This is a genomic window from Nocardioides marmoraquaticus (genome assembly GCF_054777915.1).
In genome coordinates this window covers 160,341-183,431 of record NZ_BAAHAA010000002.1, presented here as the reverse complement: position 1 = coordinate 183,431, position 23,091 = coordinate 160,341, and the positions used below count along the sequence as shown (strand labels likewise).

General features: G+C 73.4%; 24 protein-coding genes. 19 read left to right on the top strand and 5 right to left on the bottom strand.

The features are described 5' to 3' along the window. Positions 1 to 11: 11 nt before the first annotated feature. Positions 12 to 146: a hypothetical protein gene (locus ACYU8I_RS02480; protein ID WP_460837064.1), complete on the top strand. Its 135-nt coding sequence runs from the start codon at positions 12 to 14 to the stop codon at positions 144 to 146. Positions 147 to 186: 40 nt separating this feature from the next. On the opposite strand, the gene ACYU8I_RS02475 is transcribed toward ACYU8I_RS02480, so the two are convergent. Further along, positions 187 to 447, bottom strand: a complete 261-nt coding sequence (locus ACYU8I_RS02475) for a DUF4229 domain-containing protein (RefSeq protein WP_460837062.1) — start codon at positions 445 to 447, stop codon at positions 187 to 189. A gap of 62 nt (positions 448 to 509) precedes the next feature. Here ACYU8I_RS02475 and ACYU8I_RS02470 point away from each other — a divergent pair, with 62 nt between their 5' ends. Then, positions 510 to 824: a hypothetical protein gene (locus ACYU8I_RS02470; RefSeq protein ID WP_460837060.1), complete on the top strand. Its 315-nt coding sequence runs from the start codon at positions 510 to 512 to the stop codon at positions 822 to 824. Between the two features lie 45 nt (positions 825 to 869). Here ACYU8I_RS02470 and ACYU8I_RS02465 read toward each other — a convergent pair whose 3' ends face one another. Further along, positions 870 to 1,766 carry a 1,4-dihydroxy-2-naphthoate polyprenyltransferase gene (locus ACYU8I_RS02465; RefSeq protein WP_460837057.1) on the bottom strand — a complete coding sequence of 299 codons (897 nt, stop codon included), beginning with the start codon at positions 1,764 to 1,766 and terminating at the stop codon, positions 870 to 872. A 42-nt stretch (positions 1,767 to 1,808) separates the two neighbouring features. On the opposite strand from ACYU8I_RS02465, the gene ACYU8I_RS02460 reads away from it, so the two are divergent. Genes ACYU8I_RS02460 through ACYU8I_RS02435 form a run of 6 tightly spaced genes read left to right on the top strand, consistent with a single transcriptional unit; the run spans position 1,809 to position 8,602 of the window. Continuing rightward, complete coding sequence (locus ACYU8I_RS02460; RefSeq protein ID WP_460837055.1) at positions 1,809 to 2,762, top strand: AMP-binding protein; 954 nt, start codon at positions 1,809 to 1,811, stop codon at positions 2,760 to 2,762. Continuing rightward, complete coding sequence (locus tag ACYU8I_RS02455) at positions 2,752 to 3,783, top strand: enolase C-terminal domain-like protein (protein WP_460837054.1); 1,032 nt, start codon at positions 2,752 to 2,754, stop codon at positions 3,781 to 3,783. The genes ACYU8I_RS02460 and ACYU8I_RS02455 overlap by 11 nt, the downstream gene beginning before the upstream one ends. Beyond that, positions 3,783 to 5,369 carry a 2-succinyl-5-enolpyruvyl-6-hydroxy-3-cyclohexene-1-carboxylic-acid synthase gene (menD, locus tag ACYU8I_RS02450; RefSeq protein ID WP_460837051.1) on the top strand — a complete coding sequence of 529 codons (1,587 nt, stop codon included), beginning with the start codon at positions 3,783 to 3,785 and terminating at the stop codon, positions 5,367 to 5,369. Before ACYU8I_RS02455 ends, menD begins: the two co-directional genes overlap by 1 nt. 6 nt (positions 5,370 to 5,375) lie before the next feature. Further along, on the top strand, positions 5,376 to 7,268 hold the full coding sequence (locus ACYU8I_RS02445; RefSeq protein ID WP_460837048.1) for a Na+/H+ antiporter: 1,893 nt from the start codon (positions 5,376 to 5,378) through the stop codon (positions 7,266 to 7,268). Positions 7,269 to 7,293: 25 nt separating this feature from the next. Continuing rightward, positions 7,294 to 7,932: an MBL fold metallo-hydrolase gene (locus ACYU8I_RS02440; RefSeq protein WP_460837046.1), complete on the top strand. Its 639-nt coding sequence runs from the start codon at positions 7,294 to 7,296 to the stop codon at positions 7,930 to 7,932. Positions 7,933 to 7,960: 28 nt separating this feature from the next. Further along, positions 7,961 to 8,602 carry a hypothetical protein gene (locus ACYU8I_RS02435; protein ID WP_460837045.1) on the top strand — a complete coding sequence of 214 codons (642 nt, stop codon included), beginning with the start codon at positions 7,961 to 7,963 and terminating at the stop codon, positions 8,600 to 8,602. Between the two features lie 4 nt (positions 8,603 to 8,606). Here the strand turns inward: ACYU8I_RS02435 and ACYU8I_RS02430 are convergent, their stop codons facing one another. From ACYU8I_RS02430 to ACYU8I_RS02420, 3 genes are all read right to left on the bottom strand, one after another. Then, on the bottom strand, positions 8,607 to 9,905 hold the full coding sequence (locus tag ACYU8I_RS02430; protein WP_460837043.1) for an isochorismate synthase: 1,299 nt from the start codon (positions 9,903 to 9,905) through the stop codon (positions 8,607 to 8,609). Positions 9,906 to 9,980: 75 nt separating this feature from the next. After that, entirely contained in the window at positions 9,981 to 10,898 is a 918-nt protein-coding gene (locus tag ACYU8I_RS02425; RefSeq protein ID WP_460837042.1) for a L,D-transpeptidase family protein, read from the bottom strand. A 306-nt stretch (positions 10,899 to 11,204) separates the two neighbouring features. Continuing rightward, positions 11,205 to 11,894 (bottom strand): demethylmenaquinone methyltransferase, encoded by a 690-nt coding sequence (locus tag ACYU8I_RS02420; protein WP_460837039.1) that lies wholly within the window; start codon positions 11,892 to 11,894, stop codon positions 11,205 to 11,207. Between the two features lie 225 nt (positions 11,895 to 12,119). On the opposite strand from ACYU8I_RS02420, the gene ACYU8I_RS02415 reads away from it, so the two are divergent. The 11 genes from ACYU8I_RS02415 to nuoK all read left to right on the top strand — a co-directional run bounded on the left by ACYU8I_RS02415 (position 12,120) and on the right by nuoK (position 22,992). Continuing rightward, positions 12,120 to 12,479 carry an NADH-quinone oxidoreductase subunit A gene (locus ACYU8I_RS02415; RefSeq protein ID WP_460837037.1) on the top strand — a complete coding sequence of 120 codons (360 nt, stop codon included), beginning with the start codon at positions 12,120 to 12,122 and terminating at the stop codon, positions 12,477 to 12,479. Positions 12,480 to 12,539: 60 nt separating this feature from the next. Beyond that, positions 12,540 to 13,094, top strand: a complete 555-nt coding sequence (locus ACYU8I_RS02410) for a NuoB/complex I 20 kDa subunit family protein (RefSeq protein ID WP_460837035.1) — start codon at positions 12,540 to 12,542, stop codon at positions 13,092 to 13,094. A gap of 77 nt (positions 13,095 to 13,171) precedes the next feature. Then, a complete protein-coding gene (locus tag ACYU8I_RS02405) occupies positions 13,172 to 13,870 on the top strand; it encodes an NADH-quinone oxidoreductase subunit C (protein WP_460837231.1) in 699 nt (232 codons plus the stop codon). Positions 13,871 to 13,946: 76 nt separating this feature from the next. Continuing rightward, the gene (locus ACYU8I_RS02400) at positions 13,947 to 15,287 is read left to right on the top strand and encodes an NADH-quinone oxidoreductase subunit D (RefSeq protein WP_460837033.1); all 1,341 of its coding nucleotides are present in this window, start codon (positions 13,947 to 13,949) and stop codon (positions 15,285 to 15,287) included. A gap of 20 nt (positions 15,288 to 15,307) precedes the next feature. Continuing rightward, positions 15,308 to 16,177: an NADH-quinone oxidoreductase subunit NuoE gene (gene nuoE / locus ACYU8I_RS02395; protein WP_460837229.1), complete on the top strand. Its 870-nt coding sequence runs from the start codon at positions 15,308 to 15,310 to the stop codon at positions 16,175 to 16,177. Positions 16,178 to 16,229: 52 nt separating this feature from the next. Then, entirely contained in the window at positions 16,230 to 17,549 is a 1,320-nt protein-coding gene (gene nuoF / locus ACYU8I_RS02390; RefSeq protein WP_460837031.1) for an NADH-quinone oxidoreductase subunit NuoF, read from the top strand. Next, positions 17,546 to 20,041, top strand: a complete 2,496-nt coding sequence (locus tag ACYU8I_RS02385) for an NADH-quinone oxidoreductase subunit G (RefSeq protein WP_460837029.1) — start codon at positions 17,546 to 17,548, stop codon at positions 20,039 to 20,041. The genes nuoF and ACYU8I_RS02385 overlap by 4 nt, the downstream gene beginning before the upstream one ends. Next, positions 20,041 to 21,327 carry an NADH-quinone oxidoreductase subunit NuoH gene (gene nuoH / locus ACYU8I_RS02380; RefSeq protein WP_460837027.1) on the top strand — a complete coding sequence of 429 codons (1,287 nt, stop codon included), beginning with the start codon at positions 20,041 to 20,043 and terminating at the stop codon, positions 21,325 to 21,327. The genes ACYU8I_RS02385 and nuoH overlap by 1 nt, the downstream gene beginning before the upstream one ends. Beyond that, positions 21,327 to 21,899 (top strand): NADH-quinone oxidoreductase subunit NuoI, encoded by a 573-nt coding sequence (gene nuoI / locus ACYU8I_RS02375; protein WP_460837025.1) that lies wholly within the window; start codon positions 21,327 to 21,329, stop codon positions 21,897 to 21,899. The genes nuoH and nuoI overlap by 1 nt, the downstream gene beginning before the upstream one ends. Next, positions 21,896 to 22,693, top strand: a complete 798-nt coding sequence (locus tag ACYU8I_RS02370; protein ID WP_460837023.1) for an NADH-quinone oxidoreductase subunit J — start codon at positions 21,896 to 21,898, stop codon at positions 22,691 to 22,693. Before nuoI ends, ACYU8I_RS02370 begins: the two co-directional genes overlap by 4 nt. Next, the gene (nuoK, locus tag ACYU8I_RS02365) at positions 22,693 to 22,992 is read left to right on the top strand and encodes an NADH-quinone oxidoreductase subunit NuoK (protein ID WP_460837226.1); all 300 of its coding nucleotides are present in this window, start codon (positions 22,693 to 22,695) and stop codon (positions 22,990 to 22,992) included. Before ACYU8I_RS02370 ends, nuoK begins: the two co-directional genes overlap by 1 nt. Positions 22,993 to 23,091 lie beyond the last annotated feature (99 nt).

Below are 23,091 nucleotides of genomic sequence, written 5' to 3'. Positions count from 1 at the left end.
ACATTGGGGGCATGTGGTTGATCGTGCTGCTCGTGATCGTGGGTGCCTGTGCGGCGGCGTACCGCTTCCGGGTGCCGCTGCTGGCGAAGGTGCTGGGGCAGTCGGAGACCCGCATCAACCGCCAGCTGAAGCGCCGGGGGCACTAGACCCGTCGGCTGCCACCGTCGGTCGTCACCGTCGGCCGGCTCAGTCGACGTCCTCGCGCGCCTTGCGCTCCTCGAAGCGGGCGGAGGCGGCCTCGGCACGCTGCTGCACGCGCAGGGCGAGGGCCTCGCGCTGGCGGGCCAGCAGCTTGTAGGACAGCCCCGCCGAGACGACGACGGCCAGCAGCAGCGCCCAGATCAGCGAGCCCTCGCCGAAGACGAGGACCCCGATGCCGCCGAAGACGGCCATGGTCGACAGGAACAGGCCGAAGCGCAGCAGGGTGTAGTGCAGGAACTCCTTCACCCCTCCCAGGGTAGGAGGCACTCCCAGCCCGCCCGTCACCGGTCGCGGCCTACGCTGGGGGCATGCTCCGCTTGGCCTTCTTCCTGCTGCTGCTGGCGGCGGTGGTCTACGCCGTGTTCTGGCTGCTGGAGCAGCGCGGCAAGCGACGTGCGGGCGGACCCGGAGGACCGGGCGGGAGCGGCCCCACCGGCGGCCGTCCGACGCCCCGCGCGCCGCGCGGTCCCGACGACGACGACGACTTCCTGCGCGACCTCGAGCGCAAGCGTCGCGAGCGCGAGCGCAAGGCCAAGAAGGACGGGGCGCCGCCGCCCCCGCCGAGCGGCGAGCAGGAGAAGCGCGGCGACGACGCGACCGGCCAGCCCGGCGCCCAGGCGTAGCGCTCAGGCCTGGCTCTCGGGCGCAGCGCTCGGGTGCAGCGCCCCTCAGGCGTAGGTGGCGAGCAGCGTCCCGACGACGCAGCCGAGGAAGATCCCGAGGCCGTAGAGCAGCGTGGCCGCGCCGGTCTGCTGCAGCACCGGCACCAGCTCGCGCCCGGTGACCTTGTCGCCGAGCACCCGGTCGAGCGCCCGCAGCGCGGGGGCGGCGGCGGCCAGCGCGAGCAGGGTGTACCAGCTGGTCGTCAGGCCGACGCCGACGAGCATCACCGCGGCGAGGTCGACGAGCAGGCCGTAGGCATGGCGGGTGCGCTCCTCGCCGAGGCGCACCGCGAGGGTGTGCTTGCCGGCGAGCTCGTCGGTCGGGATGTCGCGCAGGTTGTTGGCGACCAGGATCGCGCAGGTCAGGGCACCGACGCCGATCGCGGCCCAGAGCGAGCCGAGCACGAACCGCTCGGTCTGGACGTACGTCGTGCCGACGGTGGCGACGAGCCCGAAGAACACGAACACCATGACCTCGCCGAGCCCGGCGTAGCCGAAGGGCCGGGCCCCGCCGGTGTAGAACCACGCGGCCAGGATCGCCAGGGCCCCGACCGCCACCAGCCACCACGCGGTGGTCGCCGCCAGCACCACCCCGACGACCGCCGCGAGGCCCAGCGAGGCGAACGCCGCGGCCTTGACCGCACCGGGCGACGCGGCTCCGCTCCCGACCAGGCGCATCGGCCCGACCCGGTCGGCGTCGGTGCCGCGCACCCCGTCGGAGTAGTCGTTGGCGTAGTTGACGCCGACCTGCAGCAGCAGCGCCACCGCCAGGGCCAGCAGCGCCTTCCACCACACGGCCTCGCGCTCCCAGATCGCGACGCCGGTGCCCGCCAGCACGGGCGCGACGGCGGCGGGCAGGGTCCGCGGACGGGCGCCCGCGACCCACTGGGCAGGAGTGGCCATGCGCGGATCCTGCCAGCACGACCGCTGGCTACCGTGGTGCGGGTGAGCCCCTCCCTGCGCCCCGTGACGGGTACGGCGGAGCAGGTGCGTGCGCTGCTCGAGGCCTGGGAGGCCGCCGCCGACCCCGAGCCGCTGGTCGTCGCGACGTCGGGCTCGACCGGTCGCCCCAAGCGCGTGGTGCTCTCGCGACGGGCGATGCGCGCCTCCGCCGACGCCACCCACGCGCGGCTCGGCGGTCCCGGCACGTGGCACCTCGACCTGCCCCCGACCTACGTCGCCGGTCTGCAGGTGCTGTGGCGCGAGGTGCGGGCAGGCACGGGTGCTCGCCGCTACACCTCGATGGTGCCGACACAGCTGGTGCGGGCGCTGCGCGACGGGCGCGACCTCACGTCGTACGACGCGGTGCTGGTCGGCGGCGGCCCGCTCGCGCCCGCCCACCGGGTGGAGGCCGAGCGTCGAGGGGTGCGCGTGGTGCAGACCTACGGCATGAGCGAGACCTGCGGTGGCTGCGTCTACGACGGCGTCCCCCTCGACGGCGTCGAGGTCCGGGTGCGCGACGGCGAGGTGCAGCTGCGCGGCGCGGTCGTCTTCGACGGCTACGAGGGGGAGCCCGAGCGCACCGCGCGGGTCCTCGACGACGGGTGGTTCCGCACCGACGACCTCGGGACCCTGGAGGCGGGCCGGCTGCGGGTGACGGGCCGGCGCGACGACGTCATCCTCAGCGGCGGCGTCAACGTGCCCGCCGCCGCGGTCGAGCAGCTGCTCGCGGCCGACGTCGCCGTCGACGAGGTGTGCGTGGTCGGCGTGCCCGACGACGAGTGGGGCGAGCGGGTCGTCGCCGTCGCCGTCACACGGGCCGGCCTCGACCGCCTGCGCGGCGTCGTCGAGCCGCGCACCTGGGCGCCGCGCCAGCTCGTGGTGGTCGACGCGCTGCCGCGGCTGGCCAACGGCAAGCCCGACCGCGTCGCGGTGAGGGAGCTGGCCCGTGGCGCCTGACGTCTACGCGCTCCCGCTGCGCACCCGCTTCCGCGGGCTGACCGTGCGCGAGGGCGTGCTCCTCGAGGGCCCGGCGGGCTGGGGCGAGTGGAGCCCGTTCGCCGAGTACGACGACGACGTCGCCCTGCCCTGGCTCCGGGCCGCGCGCGAGGCGGCGTACGACGGGTGGCCGACGCCGCTGCGCGACACGGTGCCCGTCAACGTCACCGTGCCGGCCTGCGACCCCGAGCGGGCCGCCGCGATCGTGCGGGCGGGCGGTTGCCGCACCGCCAAGGTCAAGGTCGCCGAGCCGGGCCAGGACCCCGGCGAGGACGAGGCCCGCCTCGAGGCGGTGCGCGACGCCCTTCGTGACGCCCTTCGTGACGCCCTTCGTGACGCCCCCTCGTCCCTCGGGGGCTCCTCAGGGAGCGGAGGGGGCCTCGGGGACTCGTCAGGGAGCGGTGGGGGTGGCCTGATCCGGATCGATGCCAACGGCGCGTGGGGGGTCGACGAGGCGGTCGAGCGGATCCGGGTGCTGGAACGCGCTGCCGGCGGCCTGGAGTACGTCGAGCAGCCGTGCGCGTCGGTGGAGGAGCTCGCAGCCGTGCGCAGGAGGGTCGACGTGCCGGTCGCGGCCGACGAGTCGATCCGTCGGGCCGACGACCCCTACCGGGTGCGCGACCTCGAGGCGGCCGACGTCGCGGTGCTCAAGGTGCAGCCGCTGGGCGGGGTGCGGGCGTGCCTGCGCATCGCCGAGGACATCGGGCTGCCGGTGGTGGTCTCGAGCGCGGTCGAGTCGAGCGTCGGGATCGCGATGGGGGTGGCGCTGGCGGCCGCGCTGCCCGAGCTCGAGCACGCGTGCGGCCTCGCGACCGTGCAGCTGCTGACGGGCGACGTGACGAGCGCGCCGCTGCTGCCCGTCGACGGCGCGCTGCCCGTGCGCCCGGTCGTGCCGGACCTCCGCGACGCGGTGGCGGCCGATCCCGACCGGGCGGCCTGGTGGCACGCCCGGCTGGCACGGGTGGAGGATCGGCGCTCGTGATGTCCCAGCGACTGGCGACCATGGTCGTCGACGCCCTGGTCGCCCGCGGCGCCACCGACGCGGTGCTGTGCCCGGGCTCGCGCAACGCCCCGATCGCGTTCGCGCTGGCCGCCGAGCCCCGGCTGCGGCTGCACACCCGCATCGACGAGCGCACCGCGGCCTTCCTCGCCCTGGGCCTGAGCAAGGCGTCGCGCCGCCCGGTGCCGGTGGTGTGCACCAGCGGCACGGCCGCCGCCAACCTGCACCCCGCGGTGCTGGAGGCCTCCCACGCGGGGGTGCGGCTGGTCGCGGTGACCGCCGACCGTCCGGCGCGGCTGCGGGGCACGGGCGCCAACCAGACCACCGAGCAGGTCGGTCTCTTCGGCGGGGCCGCGCCGACCGTCGACCTCGACCGCGACGACGACGTCGACTGGCCGGCCGAGGGGCCGGTGCACCTCAACCTGCAGCTCGACGACCCGCTCGTGCCGCCGTCGACGACGCTCGACGTCGTCGACGCCCCTGTGCTCGACCGCGTCGTGCGCGGCCCGGGTCCGCACCCGTGGGCCACCGACGGTGCGACCCCGGTCGAGCTGCCCCTCGGGCCGCGCACCGTCGTGGTCGCGGGCGACGACGCGGGCCCGCCCGCCCGTCGGCTCGCGCAGGCCGCCGACTGGCCGCTGCTGGCGGAGCCGAGCTCGGGGGCCCGCACCGGGTCCCACGCCCTGCGCACCTACCGGCTGCTGCTCGGCACCGACCTGGCCGCCGAGGTCGAGCGGGTCGTCGTGCTCGGCCACCCCACGCTGAGCCGCCCGGTCGCACGGCTGCTGGCCCGCGACGACGTCGAGGTCGTCGAGGTGCCGCCGCGCGGCCGGTGGCCGCACCGCCCCTTCCCGGTCGCCGCCTCCCACCCGGCCCTCGTCGCGGCCGCTGACGACCCCGCCTGGCTGGAGCGCTGGCGCGCCGCCGACCGCGAGCTCGCCGGTCGCGTCGACGCCCACCTGGCCGCGCAGCCCGGCCTCACGCCCCACGAGGTCGCCCAGGTGGTCGACGCCGCCAACCCGCCGGGCGGGCTGCTCGTCGTCGGCGCCAGCAACCCGGTGCGCGACCTCGACCTCATGGCCGGCGCGCACCCCGCCGGCGAGCACCGCCTCGTGCTCGCCAACCGCGGCCTCGCCGGCATCGACGGCACGTTGTCGACCGCGATGGGAGCGGCCCTGGCCCGGGCGGGCAGCTCGCGCGCGACGGCGTACGTCGGCGACGTGACCTTCCTGCACGACATGACCGCCCTGGTGCTCGGCCCCGACGAGCCGCGGCCCGACCTGACGATCGTCGTGGCCAACGACGACGGCGGCTCGATCTTCGCCACCCTGGAGCAGGGCGCGGCGGCGTACGCCGACCGCTTCGAGCGGCTCTTCGGCACCCCCCACGGCGTCGACCTGGCCTCGCTGTGCGCGGCCACCCGCACCCCGCACTGGCGCGTGGACAGCCGGGCGGAGCTCGAGCACGCCCTCGCCAGCCCCAACGGCGGCGTCGAGGTCGTCGAGGCCCGGATCTCGCGTCGGGACCGCCGGGCCCTGGAGGAATCCCTGCGCGCCCTGGCACATTAAGGACCCGTGCACCTCGTCGTCCTCCTCGTCGGCATCGTCACCGTCGTGGTGGTGGTCGCCAGCCTCTGCGAACGCCTCGACCTGCCCGCGCCGCTGATCCTGACGGTGGTGGGGGTCGTCGGCTCGTTCCTGCCGTTCGTGCCGGAGGTGGCGCTCGAGCCCGAGGTGGTGCTGCTCGGGCTGTTGCCACCGCTGCTGTACGCCGCCGCGCAGCAGACCAGCCTGGTCGACTTCAACGCCAACCGGCGCGTCATCCTGCTGCTCTCGGTGGGCCTCGTCATCGCGACCACGGTGGCCGTCGGTGTCGTGGTGCACGCGCTGCTCCCGGGCGTGGGCTGGCCGGCCGCCCTCGCCATCGGCGCTGTCGTCGCCCCGCCCGACGCCGTCGCCGCCACCGCGATCGGCCGGCGCATCGGCCTGCCGCGGCGCATCGTGACGATCCTCGAGGGCGAGTCGCTGCTCAACGACGCGACCGCCCTGGTCGCCCTCAACACCGCGATCGCGGCGGGCGTCGCCTCGCTGGCGTGGTTCGTCGTCGGGCTCGACTTCCTCGTCGCGGCCGTGGGCGGCGTGGTCGTCGGGCTGCTGTTCTACCTCGTCGTCGCGGCGGCTCGCCGGCACGTCTCGCTCACCCCCGTCGACGTCGCCCTGGGCCTGCTGACGCCCTTCGCGGCGTACGTCGCCGCCGAGGAGATCGCCATCCCGACGGGGCCCGACCACTCCTCCCACCCGAGCGGCGTCGTCGCGGTGGTGGTCGCCGGGCTGCTGCTCGGCCACAAGGCGCCGATCCTGCAGTCGGCGCAGTCGCGCATCGCCGAGACGCTCAACTGGCGCAGCATCCAGTTCCTGCTCGAGAGCGCGGTCTTCCTGCTGATCGGGCTGCAGGCCGCGAGCATCATCGAGGGGGCCTTCGGCAACGGCGTCGGGGCCGGCCGGGTGGTGCTGGTCTGCCTGGCGACGCTGGCGACCGTCGTCGTGGTGCGGCTGGCCTGGGTCTTCGCCAACCGGGTGCTGCTGATGAGCCGGCTGCCGAGCGGGCGCAAGCCGCCGCGGCGCTTCACCTTCCTCGTCGGCTGGGCCGGCATGCGTGGCGTCGTCACGCTGGCTGCCGCGTTCGTCATCCCGCCCGACGCGCCGTACCGCGACGTGCTGCTGCTCGTGGCCTTCGTCGTGGCCTTCGGCACCCTGTTCGGCCAGGGGGCCTCCCTGCCGTGGGTCGCGCGCCGGCTGGCGGTGCCCTCGCCCGACCCCGCCGCCGACGCCCTCGCCCGGGCCAACCTGCTGCACCAGGCCTCCCAGGCGGGCCTCGCGCGGCTCGACCAGCTCGCGGCCGGCGACCAGCGGGGCGACCCGCTGGGGGTCGCGGCCCAGATCCGCGAGAAGGTCGAGCGCCGCGACTTCGCCGCCTGGGAGCGGGTCGGGCCGCAGACCGAGGAGAACCCCAGCGACCTCTACGCCCGCTGGCGCCGCGAGCTGATCGACGTCGAGCGGGCCCGGGTGCTCGAGGTGCGCAGCACCGGCACGGTGCCGCACGAGGTCGTGGCCGAGGTGCTGGCGATGCTCGACATCGAGGAGTCGATGCTCGCCTACAGCGAGGCCGAGCGCGACCGGGTGCAGGCCGCGACCGCGCGCCTGCTCGAGGGCGACTGCGACCACCTGCGCGAGGCCCGGCCGGCCGTCGACGCCGACACCCCCGGCGCCTGCGCCGACTGCCGGCGCGACGGCACCGCGTGGGTGCACCTGCGGCTGTGCACCACCTGCGGCCACGTCGCCTGCTGCGACTCCTCGCCGTCGCGCCACGCCTCGCGCCACTTCGAGGAGACCGGCCACCCGGTGATGCGCTCGGCCGAGCCGGGCGAGGACTGGCGCTGGTGCTTCGTCGACCAGCTCACGGGCTGATCGACGACGGACTAGGTTCGGTGCCATGAGGATCACCAAGCTCGGCCACGCCTGCGTCCGCGTCGAGAGCGAGGGCACCGTGCTCGTGCTCGACCCCGGTGCCTTCACCGAGGAGGCCGACGCCACCGACGGCGCCACGGCCGTGCTCGTGACCCACCAGCACCCCGACCACTGGAGCGTCGAGCACCTGCGCCGCACCGACGCGCCGGTCGTGACCATCCAGGCCGTCGCCGACGCCATCGCCGAGGCCGACCCCGAGCTCGCCGCGCGGGTGCGCGTCGTACGGCCGGGGGAGCGGTTCGACGACCTCGGGCTGCCCGTCGAGGTGGTCGGCGAGAAGCACGCCGTGATCCATCCCGACCTGCCGCACTTCGACAACTCCGGCTTCCTTCTCGACGTGGAGGGGAGCACGCTGTTCCACCCCGGCGACGCGCTCACCGTGCCCGAGCGCGACGTCGACCTGCTGCTGCTCCCCGCCAGCGCGCCGTGGCTGAAGTTCGAGGAGCTCGTCGACTACGCCCGGGCCGTCGGGGCGCCCCGCAACGTGGCGGTGCACGACGCGATCTACTCCGAGGTCGGCCACTCCGTGCTCGGCCGCCAGCTGCCCGGGCTGCTGCGCGACGGGGCGACGTACGACCGGGTCGCCGCCGGGAGCGAGGTCTGAGGCGCGCGGTCTCGGGCACGATGGGTCCGTGATCGACTGGTTGACGAGCCTCACCGCCTGGCAGGTGGTGTGGCTCGTCGTCGGTGTGCTGCTCGCGCTCACCGTCGTGTCCTGGGTGCTCGGCCGGTGGTTGGTGCGCCGAGGCCTGCGCGCCCCGTGGGTGGTGCGCCGCATCAACGCGGTGCGCGAGCGGCTCATCGACGTCGTCAAGCGCCCCATCACCATCGCCGTGCTCGACGAGGTCGCCGACGTCATCGCGACCGGCCACTACACCAAGAACATCTCCGCCGCGCTGGTCGAGAACCACGACGAGCTGATCGGGCTGGTGCAGGAGAAGGTCAAGGAGGACCCCTCCTCGCGGGTGGTCAACCGGCTGCCCGGCTACGACCTCATCGTCACCCAGGTCACCGAGACGACGCTGCGGGTGCTCATCGAGATGCTCGGCGACCCGCGCATGGACGAGCTGGTCTCCGACCTGCTGCGCAACAACCTCACCCAGATCAAGCTGGCCGTGCGCGAGCGGGCGCACGAGGAGGTCGCCTTCCCCCCGCCCGACCCGGTGCCGTCGCGTCGGCGGGGGCGCCGCGAGCAGTCGGCCGCCGCCCCGGCGCCGGAGCCTGCGTCCGGTCCCGCGCCGCGCCGCAACCCGCCCGGGCCCGGCGCCTACTAGTCGCTCAGCCGCCCTCGAGGGCGTCGCGCACCGGCAGCAGCTTGGCCTGCGCCTCCGCCAGCTCGGCGGCCGGGTCGGAGCTCGCGACGATGCCGCAGCCCGCGAAGAGCCGCACCGAGCGGGCGTCGTCGGGGTCGAGCTGGGCCGAGCGCAGGGCGATGCCGAGCTCGCCGTCGCCGTGGGCGTCGATCCAGCCGACCGGGGCGGCGTAGCGGCCGCGGTCCATGCCCTCGATCTCCTCGATCAGCCGCACCGCCGCCGTCGTCGGGGTGCCGCCCACCGCGGCCGAGGGGTGCAGCGCCGCCGCGAGCACCAGCAGCGCCGCCGGGTCGGGCCCGGCGCCGGCCTCGTGGTCGTGCGTCACCCCGGTGACGTCGGTGGCGAGGTGCATGACGTTGGGCAGGTGCAGCACGAACGGCACCTCGGGCACGTTGGTCGACGAGCAGTACGGCGCCAGCGCGTCGGCGACCGAGCGGACGGCGTACTCGTGCTCCTCGAGGTCCTTCGAGGAGCGGGCCAGCTGGCCGGCGAGCGCCGCGTCGCGGGCGTCGTCGCCAGTGCGGCGGATGGTGCCCGCCAGCACCCGCGAGGTGACCAGGCCGCGCTCGCGGCGCACCAGCAGCTCGGGGGTGGCGCCGAAGAGCCCCTCGACCAGGAAGGTCCAGCACATCGGGTAGCTCGACGCGAGCCGCGCCAGCGGCCAGCGCACGTCGAGGTCGGCGCCCAGGGTCGCGAGCAGGTCGCGGGCGAGCACGACCTTCTCGAGGTCGCCCGCGCCGATGCGCTGCACCGCGTCGGCGACCACGCCCTCCCAGGCCGCACCGCTCATGGCGCCGTCGGCGAAGACCACCTCGCCCGGGGCGGACGGCGGCGAGGTGCGGGCCAGCTCGGGCACGGGGGCGAGCTCGCCGTGCCCGACGACGGTCACCCACGCCCGCCCGTCGCGCCGGCCGACCACGACCTGAGGCACCACCAGCACGCTGTCGCCCGGGTCGTCGGCGAAGCCGAAGCTGCTCAGGCACACCAGCCCGGTGCCCGGCCGCTGCACCTCGTCGCGGACGACGGCCGCCCCCACGGTGGCGCGCCACCACTCGGCGGCGTCCGCGAAGCGGTCGGGGCCCGCGCTGCGCAGCACGGCGGCCTCGCCCCAGGCGACGAGGCCGTCGCCCCGGCGCACCCAGGCGGTGGCACCCTCGGGGGGCAGCAGCGAGAGCAGGTCGCCGGGCAACGACTCCGGGTCGATCGCCGAGGTGCGCGCGACCAGCCGGGTCACCGGCAGGTCGGAGGCGCGCGTGCTCGTCACGTCGGTCGAGCCTACGGCGCGGGTGGTCCCGACCGGGTGAGAGGTCGGCCACGTCGGGGCGTGGCCCGGGCCCGGTCAGCTCCAGTAGACGACTACGCGGTCGCCGACCTGCACCTGGTCGAAGAGCCAGGTGATGCCGGGCAGGTCGCGCACGTTGACGCAGCCGTGGGAGGCGCCGGCGTACCCGTTGGCGGCGAAGTCGGGGGAGTAGTGCACCGCCTGGCCGCGGGAGAAGAACATCGCGAACGGCATCGGGGTGTCGTAGATCGACGAGACGTGGTCGCGTGACTTGGAGTCCACCTGGAAGGTCCCCTCGCGGGTGGGGGTCAGCTCGGAGCCGAAGCGCACCGCCACCGTGCGGCGTACCTGGCCGTCGACGACCCAGCGCAGCGTGCTGCTCGACTTGTCGACGCAGAGCACCCGGCCGGTGAGGCACCGGGGGTCGAGCGGGGCGTCGGTGTCGACATCGCCCGGGAACCGGTTGGCCAGCTCGTCGGAGGTCGGCTCGCGGGTCATGGCGTCGAGCCGGTCGAGGGTGGGCTGGTCGACCACCCCGGTCACCGCGATGCGGCGCTTCTCCTGGAACCCCCGCACGGCCTGCACCAGCTCGGCGTCGAAGACGTCGTCGACGTCGCCGTAGACCCAGGCGATCTGGCGCAGCCGGGCCTGCAGCTCGCGCACCTGCGGCCCGGTGTCACCGCGACCCATCAGCCGCGGGCCCGGCGGCGGTGCGGCGTACGGCCTCAGCAGCGGGAGCGGTGCGGTGACGGGGCGCTTGACGGTGCCGGTCCACGGGCGGGTCGCGGTGCGGACGGGCGCGGTCGTGGGATCGGTGGTGGGGTCGGTGCGGCTCGACGCGCCGGCGGCTGCGGCGTCGGCGGTGGCACTGGTCCCGCCGTCACGACCGGTGGCGGCCCAGCCCAGCCCGCCGACGAGGACCACGGCGGCTGCGAGCGCGGTGAGCTCCCAGCGGCGGGAACGACGACGGGACATGGGCGGATCCTCTCCGGACGCGGCGGCGGGCACCACGTACGACGCGCCCAGCGACGGTCCGGTTCTGGCGGGGTGCCGCCAGGTCTGCCCGAGTCGGGCGTCGTGGGGCCGGAGGCTGCCTGCGGGGGGACTTTTCGAACGAAAAGCAGGAGCGGCCGCAGGTTTCCGACCGATCCGCCCCCGACACGCCGAGCGCTGAGGAGCGAATCGGTGGGAAAGTTCCGGCAGCGAGGTCGCAGGTGCTTCTCGAACGAAAAGCACCGGCTCCCGGCGGGCGACCCGGCGCGACCCGGCGCGACCCCAGGCTCAGGCAGTCGCGCGGTGGAGCGCGACGATGCCGCCCGAGAGGTTCTGCCACTCGGGGGCGCGCCAGCCGGCCGCGGCGAGACGGGCGGCGAGGGCCGGTTGGTCGGGCCAGGCGCGGATCGACTCGGCGAGGTAGACGTAGGCGTCGGGGCTGGAGGAGACGGCGCGGGCGATGGGGGGCAGCGCCTTCATGAGGTACTCGAGGTAGACCGTGCGGAACGGCGCCCACGTCGGGCTGGAGAACTCGCACACCACGAGCCGGCCACCCGGTCGGACCACGCGGAGGATCTCGCGCAGGCCGGCGTCGGGGTCGACGACGTTGCGGAGGCCGAAGCTGATGGTGGCGGCGTCGAAGCTGTCGTCGGCGAAGGGCAGCCGGGTGGCGTCGCCCGCGGTGAAGGGCAGGGAGGGGCGGGCGCGCTTGCCGACCCGCAGCATCCCGACCGAGAAGTCGCACGGCACCACGACGGCGCCGCGCTCGGCGAAGGGCACCGACGAGGTGCCGGTGCCGGCGGCGAGGTCGAGCACGCGGTCGCCCGGCTGCGGGTCGACCGCGCGGAGCACGGCGGTGCGCCAGCGACGGTCCTGGCCGAGCGAGAGCACGTCGTTGGTGAGGTCGTAGCGCTTGGCCACGGCGTCGAACATCGCCTGCACCTCGGCGGGGCGCTTGTCCAGGGTCGCGCGGGTCACGACCGAAGCCTAGGCGGCCCGTCAGCGACGCCGTCCGGCCGACCAGGTCTCGTAATTACGCAACGACAGTGTGCGGTAAATCCGCAGGTCAGCGCGCCGACCACGCGGAGTTCCCCACGCGGGAGGGGGGTTAACGCGGTGTGACCCAGGCCTCTATGCTGGGGCGCTGTCGGAGTTTTGTGAACCAGTTCACAAAGGCACGAGACAGCTGTTCGAGGAGGACCCATGGAGCTCTACACGCCGATCCTGGCGCTGATGGCCCTGGCCCTCGGCTTCGCGGTGTTCTCGGTCGTGGTGAGCTCGCTGACCGGGCCCAAGCGCTACAACCGCGCCAAGCTCGACTCCTACGAGTGCGGCATCGAGCCGACCCCGCAGGCCCACGGCGGCGGCCGGATCCCGGTGAAGTACTACACCGTCGCGATGACCTTCATCATCTTCGACGTCGAGATCATGTTCCTCGTGCCGTGGGCGATCTACTTCGACGAGCTCGCACTCTTCGGCTTCCTGGCGATGCTGCTCTTCCTGGTCAACATCACCGTCGCCTACGTCTACGAGTTCAAGCGCGGCGGCCTCGACTGGGACTGACCCCGTCGGCCACCGCATCCCCAGCACCACCGAGCACGACAGCCACGAAGGGACCATGAAGTGGGACTCGAGGAGAAGCTCCCCAGCGGGGTGCTCCTGACCACGGTCGAGGGCGTCGCGGGCTACATGCGCAAGGCGTCGTTCTGGCCCGCGACCTTCGGCCTCGCCTGCTGCGCCATCGAGATGATGACGAGCGGCGGGCCCAAGTACGACCTCGCGCGCTTCGGCATGGAGGTGTTCCGGGCCAGTCCGCGCCAGGCCGACCTGATGATCGTGGCCGGTCGCGTCAGCCAGAAGATGGCCCCGGTGCTGCGCCAGATCTACGACCAGATGGCCGAGCCCAAGTGGGTGCTCGCGATGGGCGTGTGCGCCAGCTCCGGCGGCATGTTCAACAACTACGCGATCGTCCAGGGCGTCGACCACGTCGTCCCCGTCGACATGTACCTCCCCGGCTGCCCGCCGCGGCCCGAGATGCTCATCGACGCCATCCTCAAGCTCCACGAGCAGGTGCAGGCGACCAAGCTCGGCCCGCACCGCGCGGCCGAGATCGAGGAGCAGGAGACCGCCGCCCTCAACGCCGTGCCCACCAGCCAGATGAAGGGGCTCATGCGGTGAGCCCCCAGGACGACGGCGACGAGCCCACCACCGAGAACGGCCGCGTCGCCCGCACCGAGGCCGACGCCACCGACCGGATGCCCGAGAACACCCCGGCCGTCCCGACCCGCGACCCGGCCCTGGCCGAGCCCCTGGGCCGGCGCCGGGGCATGTTCGGAGTCCGGGGCTCCGGCGACACCTCCGGCTACGGCGGCCTCGTGCGCGAGCTGTCGATGCCCGACGCGGCGCAGGCGCCGTACGGCGGCTGGTTCGACGAGGTCGCCGACGCGATCGTCGACGTGGCGTCCGGCGAGGGCATCGACGGTCCCTGGGAGAAGGTCGTCGTGCACCGCGGCGAGATCACCTTCTTCGTGCGCCGCGAGCACCTGTCCGTGCTGGTCCGCCACCTGCGCGACGACCCGCGGCTGCGCTTCGAGCTGTGCTCGGGCGTCAGCGGCGTGCACTACCCCGACGACACCGGGCGCGAGCTGCACGCGGTCTACCACCTGCTCTCGATGACCCACAACCGCCGGATCCGCCTCGAGGTCACCTGCCCCGACGCCGACCCGCACGTCCCGAGCGTGGTGGCGACCTACCCCACCGCCGACTGGCACGAGCGCGAGACCTGGGACTTCTTCGGCATCGTCTTCGACGGCCACCCCGCCCTCACCCGCATCCAGATGCCCGACGACTGGCCGGGCCACCCGCAGCGCAAGGACTACCCCTTGGGCGGCATCCCCGTGGAGTACAAGGGCGGCACCATCCCGCCGCCGGACACGCGGAGGTCCTACACGTGATGGTCTCGACAAGCTCGACCAACGACCGCCCGAGCTCGACCCACGACCGCCTGAGCTCGACCGACGAGGTGGACCGATGAGCACCGACCAGGACGCCTACGCCCCCGGCAGCGACACCAGCCAGGGCCGGGTCTTCACCGTGACCGGCCAGGACTGGGACTCGATCACCCAGGGCCTCGCCGAGGAGTACGACGACAAGGTCGTCGTCAACATGGGCCCGCAGCACCCCTCCACGCACGGCGTGCTGCGGCTCATCCTCGAGCTCGAGGGCGAGACGGTGACCGAGGCCCGCTGCGGCATCGGCTACCTGCACACCGGCATCGAGAAGAACATGGAGTTCCGCTCCTGGGTGCAGGGCACGACCTTCTGCACCCGGATGGACTACCTCAGCCCGTTCTACAACGAGGCCACCTACTGCCTGGGCGTCGAGCGGCTGCTCGACATCGAGGACGACGTCCCCGAGAAGGCCCAGGTCATGCGGGTGCTCCTGATGGAGCTCAACCGGATGTCGTCGCACCTCGTGGCGATCGCCACCGGCGGCATGGAGATCGGCGCGCTGACCGTGATGACGGTCGGCTTCCGCGAGCGCGAGCTGGTGCTCGACCTGTTCGAGCTCATCACCGGCCTGCGCATGAACCACGCGTTCGTCCGACCCGGCGGCGTCGCTCAGGACCTCCCGGCCGGCGCCATCGACTCCATCCGTGACTTCGTCGCCCTGATGAAGAAGCGGCTGCCCGAGTACGCCGCCCTGTGCAACGCCAACCCGATCTTCAAGGCCCGCCTGACCGGCGTCGGCCACCTCGACCTCGCCGGCTGCCTGGCGCTGGGCATCACCGGCCCGGTGCTGCGCTCGACGGGCTACCCGTGGGACCTGCGCAAGACGCAGCCCTACTCCGGCTACGAGGACTACGAGTTCGACGTGCCGACCCGCGACACCATGGACGCCTACGGACGCTTCCGGATCCGGCTCGACGAGATGTGGGAGTCGCTGCGCATCGTCGAGCAGGCCACCGACCGCCTCGCCGGTCTCGAGGGCGCCCCCGTCATGGTCGCCGACAAGAAGATCGCCTGGCCCAGCCAGCTCTCCATCGGCAGCGACGGCATGGGCAACAGCACCGACCACATCAAGCACATCATGGGTGAGTCGATGGAGGCCCTGATCCACCACTTCAAGCTGGTGACCGAGGGCTTCCGGGTGCCCGCCGGCCAGGCCTACGTGCCGGTCGAGTCGCCCCGGGGCGAGCTGGGCGCCCACGTCGTCTCCGACGGCGGCACCCGCCCCTTCCGGGCGCACTTCCGCGACCCGTCCTTCGTCAACCTGCAGGGCACCTCGGTGATGAGCGAGGGCGGCCAGGTCGCCGACGTCATCGTCGCCATCGCCTCGATCGACCCCGTGATGGGAGGCGTCGACCGATGACGGAGTCCAGGATCCCGGGGATGGACGACGGCACCAACGCCGCCGCCGTGTCGACGACCGCCGTCGACGGTGCCGACCGGCTCCCGGAGAGCGTCGTCGCCGAGCTGCGCGAGATCGGCGCCCGCTACCCGCAGGCCCGCTCCGGCCTGCTGCCGATGCTGCACCTCGTGCAGAGCGTCGAGGGGCAGGTGACGCCACGCGGCATCGAGGCGTGCGCCGAGGTCCTCGGGATCTCCGCGGCCGAGGTCAGCGGCGTGGCGACCTTCTACACGATGTACAAGCGCCGGCCCGTCGGCGACTTCCACGTCGGCGTCTGCACCAACACCCTGTGCGCGGTGATGGGCGGCGACCTCATCTTCGAGCGGCTCAAGGAGCACCTCGACGTCGGCAACGACGAGACCACCGACGACGGCAAGATCACCCTCGAGCACGTCGAGTGCAACGCAGCGTGCGACTACGCCCCGGTGATGACCGTCAACTGGGAGTTCATGGACAACATGACCCCGCAGTCGGCCTGCGCGCTCGTCGACAGCCTGCGCGCCGGCGAGACCGTGAGCAGCACCCGCGGCCCGCGCCTGGTGACCTGGCGCGAGGCCGAGCGGGTGCTGGCCGGCTTCCCCGACGACCTGGCCGACGAGGGCCCCGCGGCGGGCCCGGCGTCGCTGCTGGGCCTCGGCATCGCCCGCGAGCAGGGCTGGCGGGCGCCGTCGACCGACGAGGCCGAGCAGGGCGAGCGCGAGGCGAGCGTCGCCGAGGGCTCGACCACCACCGACAAGGCGGGCGGCAGCCCGGAGTCCGCGGAGGTGGCCGACGACGCGGCCGTCGCCGAGTCCGGCGCCGACGTCAAGCACGAGGACAACCCCGACAAGCCCGGGGGCGACGAGAAGTGATCCTTCGAGACGGTCGCTGCGCGACCTCCTCAGGAACCGGAAAGGCCACCCCGTGACTGGACCCATCAGCACCCTGACCCCGGTCCTCACCGACAACTGGGACGCCGAGCGCTCGTGGACCCTCGCGTCCTACGAGGAGCACGACGGCTACGGCGCGCTGCGCACCGCGCTGGGCATGACGCCGTCCGAGGTCGTCGAGGCCGTCAAGGCCTCCAACCTGCGCGGCCGCGGCGGCGCGGGCTTCCCCACCGGCATGAAGTGGGGCTTCATCCCGCAGGACAACCCCAAGCCCAAGTACCTCGTGGTCAACGCCGACGAGTCCGAGCCGGGCACCTGCAAGGACACGCCGCTGATGATGGCCAGCCCGCACACGCTGGTCGAGGGCGTGATCATCGCGGCGTACGCCATCCGCGCCAACCACGCCTTCATCTACGTGCGTGGCGAGATCCTCCACGTCGTACGACGCCTCCAGCGCGCGGTGCAGGAGGCCTACCTCGCCGGCCACCTCGGCACCGACATCCACGGCTCCGGCTACGACCTCGAGCTCGTGGTGCACGCCGGGGCGGGGGCCTACATCTGCGGTGAGGAGACCGCGCTGCTCGACTCGCTCGAGGGCCGCCGCGGCCAGCCTCGGCTGCGGCCGCCGTTCCCCGCGGTCGCCGGCCTCTACGCCAGCCCCACCGTCATCAACAACGTCGAGTCGATCGCCTCGGTGCCGAGCATCATCCGCCACGGCGCCGAGTGGTTCGCCTCGATGGGCACCGAGAAGTCCAACGGCTACGGCATCTTCAGCGTCTCGGGCCACGTCACCAACCCCGGCCAGTTCGAGGCCCCGCTCGGCATCACGCTGCGCCAGCTGATCGACCTCGCCGGCGGCATCCGCGAGGGCCACGAGCTGAAGTTCTGGACCCCCGGCGGGTCCAGCACGCCGCTGCTCACCGCCGAGCACCTCGACGTGCCGCTCGACTTCGAGGGCGTGGCGGGGGTCGGCTCGATGCTCGGCACCCGCGCCCTGCAGCTCTTCGACGAGACCACGTGCGTGGTGCGCGCGGTGCTGCGGTGGACGGAGTTCTACAAGCACGAGTCGTGCGGCAAGTGCACGCCCTGCCGCGAGGGCACCTGGTGGCTGGTGCAGACCCTGGCCAACCTCGAGCAGGGCAAGGGCTCCGAGAGCGACCTCGACATGCTCGACGACGTCTGCGACAACATCCTGGGCCGATCCTTCTGCGCCCTCGGCGACGGCGCGACCAGCCCGATCACCTCGTCGGTGAAGTACTTCCGCGACGAGTACCTCGCCCACCTCGAGCACGGCGGCTGCCCCTTCGACCGCGAGGCCAGCACCACCTTCGCCCGCGAGGAGGCACTGGCATGACGACGGCTCCGGAGAAGGCCACCACCGGACAGGTGGAGAGGGTCGACGAGGTCACCGTCACCATCGACGGCGTCGAGGTGTCGGTGCCCAAGGACACCCTGGTGATCCGGGCCGCCGAGCAGGTCGGCGTGCAGATCCCGCGGTTCTGCGACCACCCGCTGCTCGCGCCCGTCGGCGCCTGCCGGCAGTGCCTGGTCGAGGTGCCCGACGCCGGCAACGGCCGCGGCATGCCCAAGCCGCAGGCCTCCTGCACCCTCACCGTCGCCGACGGCATGGTCGTCAACACCCAGGCCACCAGCCCGGTCGCCGACAAGGCGCAGCAGGGCGTGATGGAGCTGCTGCTGATCAACCACCCGCTCGACTGCCCCGTCTGCGACAAGGGCGGCGAGTGCCCGCTGCAGAACCAGGCGATGAGCAACGGGCGGGGGGAGACCCGGTTCGTCGAGCACAAGCGGCTCTACCCCAAGCCCATCAACATCTCCGCCTCGGTGCTGCTCGACCGTGAGCGTTGCGTGCTCTGCGCCCGCTGCACCCGCTTCTCCGAGCAGATCGCCGGCGACCCGTTCATCGCCCTGGTCGAGCGCGGGGCGCTGCAGCAGGTCGGCATCTACGAGAAGGAGCCCTTCGAGAGCTACTTCTCCGGCAACACCATCCAGATCTGCCCGGTCGGTGCGCTGACCTCGTCGTCGTACCGGTTCCGCTCGCGGCCCTTCGACCTCGTCTCGACGCCGTCGATCGGCGAGCACGACGCCTGCGGCTCGGCGATCCGCGTCGACCACCGTCGCGGCACCGTGATGCGTCGCCTGTCCGGCGAGGACGCCGACGTCAACGAGGAGTGGATCACCGACAAGGACCGCTTCGCCTTCCGCTGGAGCCGCCAGCCCGACCGCCTGACCCACCCCCGGGTGCGCGACGAGGCGACCGGCGAGCTGCGGCCCGCGAGCTGGCCGGAGGCCTTCGCGGTCGCCGCCCGCGGCCTGGCCGCGGCGCGCGAGGCCGGCGGGGTCGGCGTGCTGCCCGGCGGTCGGCTGACGGTCGAGGAGGCCTACGCCTACGCCAAGCTCGCCCGGGTGGCGCTCGGCACCAACGACGTCGACTTCCGCGCCCGCGCCCACTCGGCCGAGGAGGCCGACTTCCTCGCGGCCCACGTCGTCGGCACCTCGCCCGAGACCGGGGCCGTCACCTTCGGCGACCTCGAGTCGGCACGCGCCGTCGTGCTCGTCGGGCTCGAGCCCGAAGACGAGGCCGGCACGCTCTTCCTGCGGCTGCGCAAGGCCTCGCGGGGGTCCGTGCCCGGCTCGTCGTCGGTCCTCGGCGTCTGGTCGGTCGCCCCGTTCACCTCCCGTGGGCTGCACAAGATGGGCGGCACGCTCGTCCCTGCGCGCCCGGGCGAGGAGGCCGAGGTCGTCGCCGGCCTGGCCCACGACGGCGACGTCGCCCTCGACAGCGGCGGCATCATCCTCGTCGGTGAGCGCATGGCCGGCGTGCCCGGCGTGCTGAGCGCCGTCGCGCGCCTGGCCGCCACCACCGGTGCCCGCCTCGCCTGGGTGCCCCGCCGCGCCGGCGACCGCGGTGCCCTCGAGGTCGGCTGCCTGCCCACGCTGCTGCCCGGCGGCCGTCCGGTCACCGACGCGGCCGCCCGGGTCGACCTCGCGGCCGCCTGGGGCCTCGACGACCTGCCCGCCACCCCCGGTCGCGACGCCGACGCCATCGTGGCGGCGGCCGCCGCCGGCGAGCTCGGCGGCCTCGTGGTCGGCGGCGTCGACCCCGGCGACCTGCCCGACCCGGCGCTCGCGGCCGAGGCTCTCGCGAACGTCGGCTTCCTGGTCTCGCTCGAGGTCCGCGAGTCCGCCGTCACCCGCGTCGCCGACGTCGTGCTCCCGGTGGCCCCGCCGAGCGAGAAGTCCGGCACCTTCGTCAGCTGGGAGGGCCGCGTACGCCGCTTCGGCACCGCGCTGCACCACCCCGGCTCGCTGCCCGACGTCCGGGCGCTGGCCGGGATCGCCGAGGAGCTCGGCGTCTCGCTCGGCTTCCGCACCCCTGAGCAGGCCTGGGACGAGCTGGTCCAGCTCGGCGGTTGGGACGAGCTCCCGGCGATGGAGCACGTCGAGCCCGCGGCCGCGGGGGAGCACGCCGAGCTCGTGCTCGCCTCCTGGAAGCAGCTGGTCGACGACGGCCGGCTGCAGGACGGCGACGACGACTACCGCGCCACCGCCCGCAAGCCGCAGCTGCTCGTCGGCGCCTCCACCCTGGCGGCGCTCGGTGCCGCCCCGGGCGAGGCCGTGCAGCTCACCGGCCCGCTGGGCTCGGTGGTGCTCCCCGTGGGCGTGGCCGACCTGGCCGACGGCACGGTGTGGGCACCCGCGAGCGCGCCGGGCCTGTCCGTGCGCCACCTCGTGGGCCCGGCCGGCAGCCCGGTCTCGGTGACCTACCCGGTGCCCAGCGCACCCCCGGCCACGACCGGCACGACGAGCGCGGAGGAGGCGGGCTGATGGGCCCGACGCTGGAGAGCTTCGGCAGCGACCCCTGGTGGGTCATCATCCTCAAGGCCGTCGCCATCTTCGTGGTGCTGGTGCTGCTCACCCTGTTCAACATCTGGTGGGAGCGCCGGGTCGTCGCGCGGATGCAGCACCGCATCGGCCCCAACCGCCACGGTCCCTTCGGCCTGCTGCAGAGCCTCGCGGACGGCGTGAAGCTCGCGCTCAAGGAGGACATCGTCCCGAAGGCGGCCGACAAGGTCGTCTTCATCCTCGCGCCGGTCGTCGTCGTGGTGCCGGCCTTCGTCACCTTCTCGGTCATCCCGTTCGGGCCCGAGGTGCGGGTCCCGTTCAGCGACGTCACCACGCCGCTGCAGCTGACCGACATGCCGGTCGCCGTCATCTTCGTGATGGCGATCGCCTCGATCGGCATCTACGGCATCGTGCTCGGCGGCTGGTCCAGCGGGTCGACGTACTCGCTGCTCGGTGGGCTGCGCTCCAGCGCCCAGATGATCTCCTACGAGGTCGCGATGGGCCTCGCGCTCGTCGCGGTCTTCCTGCAGGCCGGCACGATGTCGACCTCCGAGATCGTCAACGCCCAGGCCGACGTGTGGTTCGTCTTCCCGCTGTTCCCGGCCTTCGTGATCTACGTGATCGCCATGGTCGGCGAGGTCAACCGTGCGCCGTTCGACCTCCCGGAGGCCGAGGGCGAGCTGGTGGGCGGCTTCCACACCGAGTACTCCTCGCTGAAGTTCGCCCTGTTCTTCCTGGCCGAGTACATCAACATGGCCACGGTCTCGGCCGTCGCCACCACGCTGTTCCTCGGCGGCTGGCGCGCGCCGTTCGGCATCGCCCAGGTCTGGGAGGGCGCCAACTCCGGCTACATGCCGGTCGTGTGGTTCTTCGGCAAGGTGCTGTTCTTCATCTTCGTGTTCATCTGGCTGCGGGGCTCGCTGCCGCGGCTGCGCTACGACCAGTTCATGGACTTCGGCTGGAAGATCCTGATCCCGGTCGCGCTGGTCTGGGTCGTGGCGGTGGCCGGCATCCGGCTCGTCCGCAACGAGTACCCCGACTTCTTCGACAGCCGGACGCTGCTGATCGTCGGCGTCGTGCTCGGCCTGCTCGTGCTCGCGCTGGTGTTCGTGCCCGAGAAGTCCGCCGGCGACGACGACGTCGAGGCCGAGCCGTTCGACGCCTTCGCCGGCGGCTACCCGGTGCCGCCGATGCCCGGGCAGGAGCTGCCGAGCAGCGAGATGGTCTCGACCACCACCACCCGTACCGACGAGGGAGGCCACGTCTGATGGCGTCGCTGAAGGAGCAGCTCTGGGACCCGGTCGCCGGGTTCGGGGTGACCTTCCGGACCATGTTCCGCAAGGTCGTCACCGAGCAGTACCCCGAGCAGAAGGAGCCGACGGCCCCGCGCTTCCACGGTCGCCACCAGCTCAACCGCTGGTCCGACGGCCTCGAGAAGTGCGTCGGCTGCGAGCTGTGCGCGTGGGCGTGCCCGGCTGACGCCATCTACGTCGAGGGTGCCTCCAACACCGACGACGAGCGCTTCAGCCCCGGCGAGCGCTACGGCCGCGTCTACCAGATCAACTACCTGCGCTGCATCCTGTGCGGGCTGTGCATCGAGGCGTGCCCCACGCGCGCGCTGACGATGACCAACGAGTACGAGCTGGCCGACAACAACCGCGAGGACCTCATCTACGAGAAGAGCGACCTCCTCGCGCCGCTGCTGCCCGACATGGTCGCCCCGCCCCACCCGATGCAGCCGGGCAAGGACGAGACCGACTACTACCGCGGCAACCTCCGCGCGACGGCCGACAGCGACCCCGTGCACGACGGCGCCCACCCGGGGGGTGCCCGCTCGTGATCGCCTTCTGGGTCCTCGCGCCCGTCATGGTCGTCGCCGCGCTCGGCATGGTCTTCACCCGCAAGGCCGTGCACTGCGCGCTGCTCCTGGCCGTCGTCATGATCAGCCTGGCGGTGCTGTACGCCGTGCAGGACGCGACGTTCTTGTTCGCGGTGCAGATCATCGTCTACACCGGCGCCATCTTGATGCTGTTCCTCTTCGTGCTGATGCTCGTGGGCGTCGACGCCTCCGACTCGCTCGTCGAGACCATCCGCGGCCAGCGGGCGCTGGCCGCCATCGTCGGGCTCGCCTTCGGCCTGCTGCTGGTCCTGGGCGTCGCCCAGGTCACCGTCGGCAGCGTGGTCGGCCTCGAGGCGGCCAACGACGGCGGCAACATCCAGGGCATCGCCGAGCTGCTGTTCTCGCGCTACCTGCTCGCCTTCGAGGTGACCGCGGCGCTGCTCATCACCGCGGCCCTGGGCGCGATGGTGCTGGCGCACCGCGAGCGCCTCACCCCCAAGCTCACCCAGGCCGACCTGGCCGCGCAGCGGATGCGCGACTACGCCGACCACGGCAAGCACCCCGGTCCGCTGCCGTCGCCCGGCGTGTTCGCCCGCCACAACGCGGTCGACACCCCCGCGCTGCTGCCCGACGGCTCGCCCGCCGCGAGCTCGATCTCGCGCGTGCTCACCGCCCGTGGGTCGAGCCTGACCCCGCCCGGCAGCGCGACCCAGGTCGAGCGCATCGGCGGCAGCGACGCCGACGTGGCCGTCCGGGACGACTCCGCTGGTGACGCGGGAGGTGCGGGCCGGTGATCGACGCGACCCCGTTCCTGGTCCTCTCCGCGATCCTGTTCACCATCGGCGCGGTCGGCGTGCTCGTGCGCCGCAACGCCATCGTGGTGTTCATGTGCGTCGAGCTGATGCTCAACGCGAGCAACCTCGCGCTGGTGACCTTCGCGCGCACCACCGGCACCCTCGACGGCCAGGTGGCGGCGTTCTTCGTCATGGTCGTCGCGGCCGCCGAGGTGGTCGTCGGCCTGGCCATCATCATGACCATCTTCCGCACCCGCCGCTCGGCCTCGGTCGACGACGCCAGCCTGCTGAAGTACTAGGAGTCCCAACTCGTGATCACGACTGCGATCGACGCCGTCGCGGCGGAGGCAGGCGGCGGGGCAGTCCCGCTCGTCGAGCCCGGCGCGGCCGGCTCCCTC

What these genes read in the sequence shown, in the direction of transcription:
- ACYU8I_RS02470 (WP_460837060.1), top strand. Translation starts at nt 510, where the DNA reads ATGCTCCGCTTGGCCTTCTTCCTGCTGCTGCTGGCGGCGGTGGTCTAC.
- ACYU8I_RS02405 (WP_460837231.1), top strand. Translation starts at nt 13,172, where the DNA reads ATGCCCGAGAACACCCCGGCCGTCCCGACCCGCGACCCGGCCCTGGCC.
- ACYU8I_RS02400 (WP_460837033.1), top strand. Translation starts at nt 13,947, where the DNA reads ATGAGCACCGACCAGGACGCCTACGCCCCCGGCAGCGACACCAGCCAG.
- ACYU8I_RS02440 (WP_460837046.1), top strand. Translation starts at nt 7,294, where the DNA reads ATGAGGATCACCAAGCTCGGCCACGCCTGCGTCCGCGTCGAGAGCGAG.
- ACYU8I_RS02415 (WP_460837037.1), top strand. Translation starts at nt 12,120, where the DNA reads ATGGAGCTCTACACGCCGATCCTGGCGCTGATGGCCCTGGCCCTCGGC.
- nuoI (WP_460837025.1), top strand. Translation starts at nt 21,327, where the DNA reads ATGGCGTCGCTGAAGGAGCAGCTCTGGGACCCGGTCGCCGGGTTCGGG.
- nuoE (WP_460837229.1), top strand. Translation starts at nt 15,308, where the DNA reads ATGGACGACGGCACCAACGCCGCCGCCGTGTCGACGACCGCCGTCGAC.
- nuoH (WP_460837027.1), top strand. Translation starts at nt 20,041, where the DNA reads ATGGGCCCGACGCTGGAGAGCTTCGGCAGCGACCCCTGGTGGGTCATC.
- ACYU8I_RS02425 (WP_460837042.1), bottom strand. Translation starts at nt 10,898, where the DNA reads ATGTCCCGTCGTCGTTCCCGCCGCTGGGAGCTCACCGCGCTCGCAGCC.
- ACYU8I_RS02385 (WP_460837029.1), top strand. Translation starts at nt 17,546, where the DNA reads ATGACGACGGCTCCGGAGAAGGCCACCACCGGACAGGTGGAGAGGGTC.
- menD (WP_460837051.1), top strand. Translation starts at nt 3,783, where the DNA reads ATGTCCCAGCGACTGGCGACCATGGTCGTCGACGCCCTGGTCGCCCGC.
- ACYU8I_RS02465 (WP_460837057.1), bottom strand. Translation starts at nt 1,766, where the DNA reads ATGGCCACTCCTGCCCAGTGGGTCGCGGGCGCCCGTCCGCGGACCCTG.
- ACYU8I_RS02480 (WP_460837064.1), top strand. Translation starts at nt 12, where the DNA reads ATGTGGTTGATCGTGCTGCTCGTGATCGTGGGTGCCTGTGCGGCGGCG.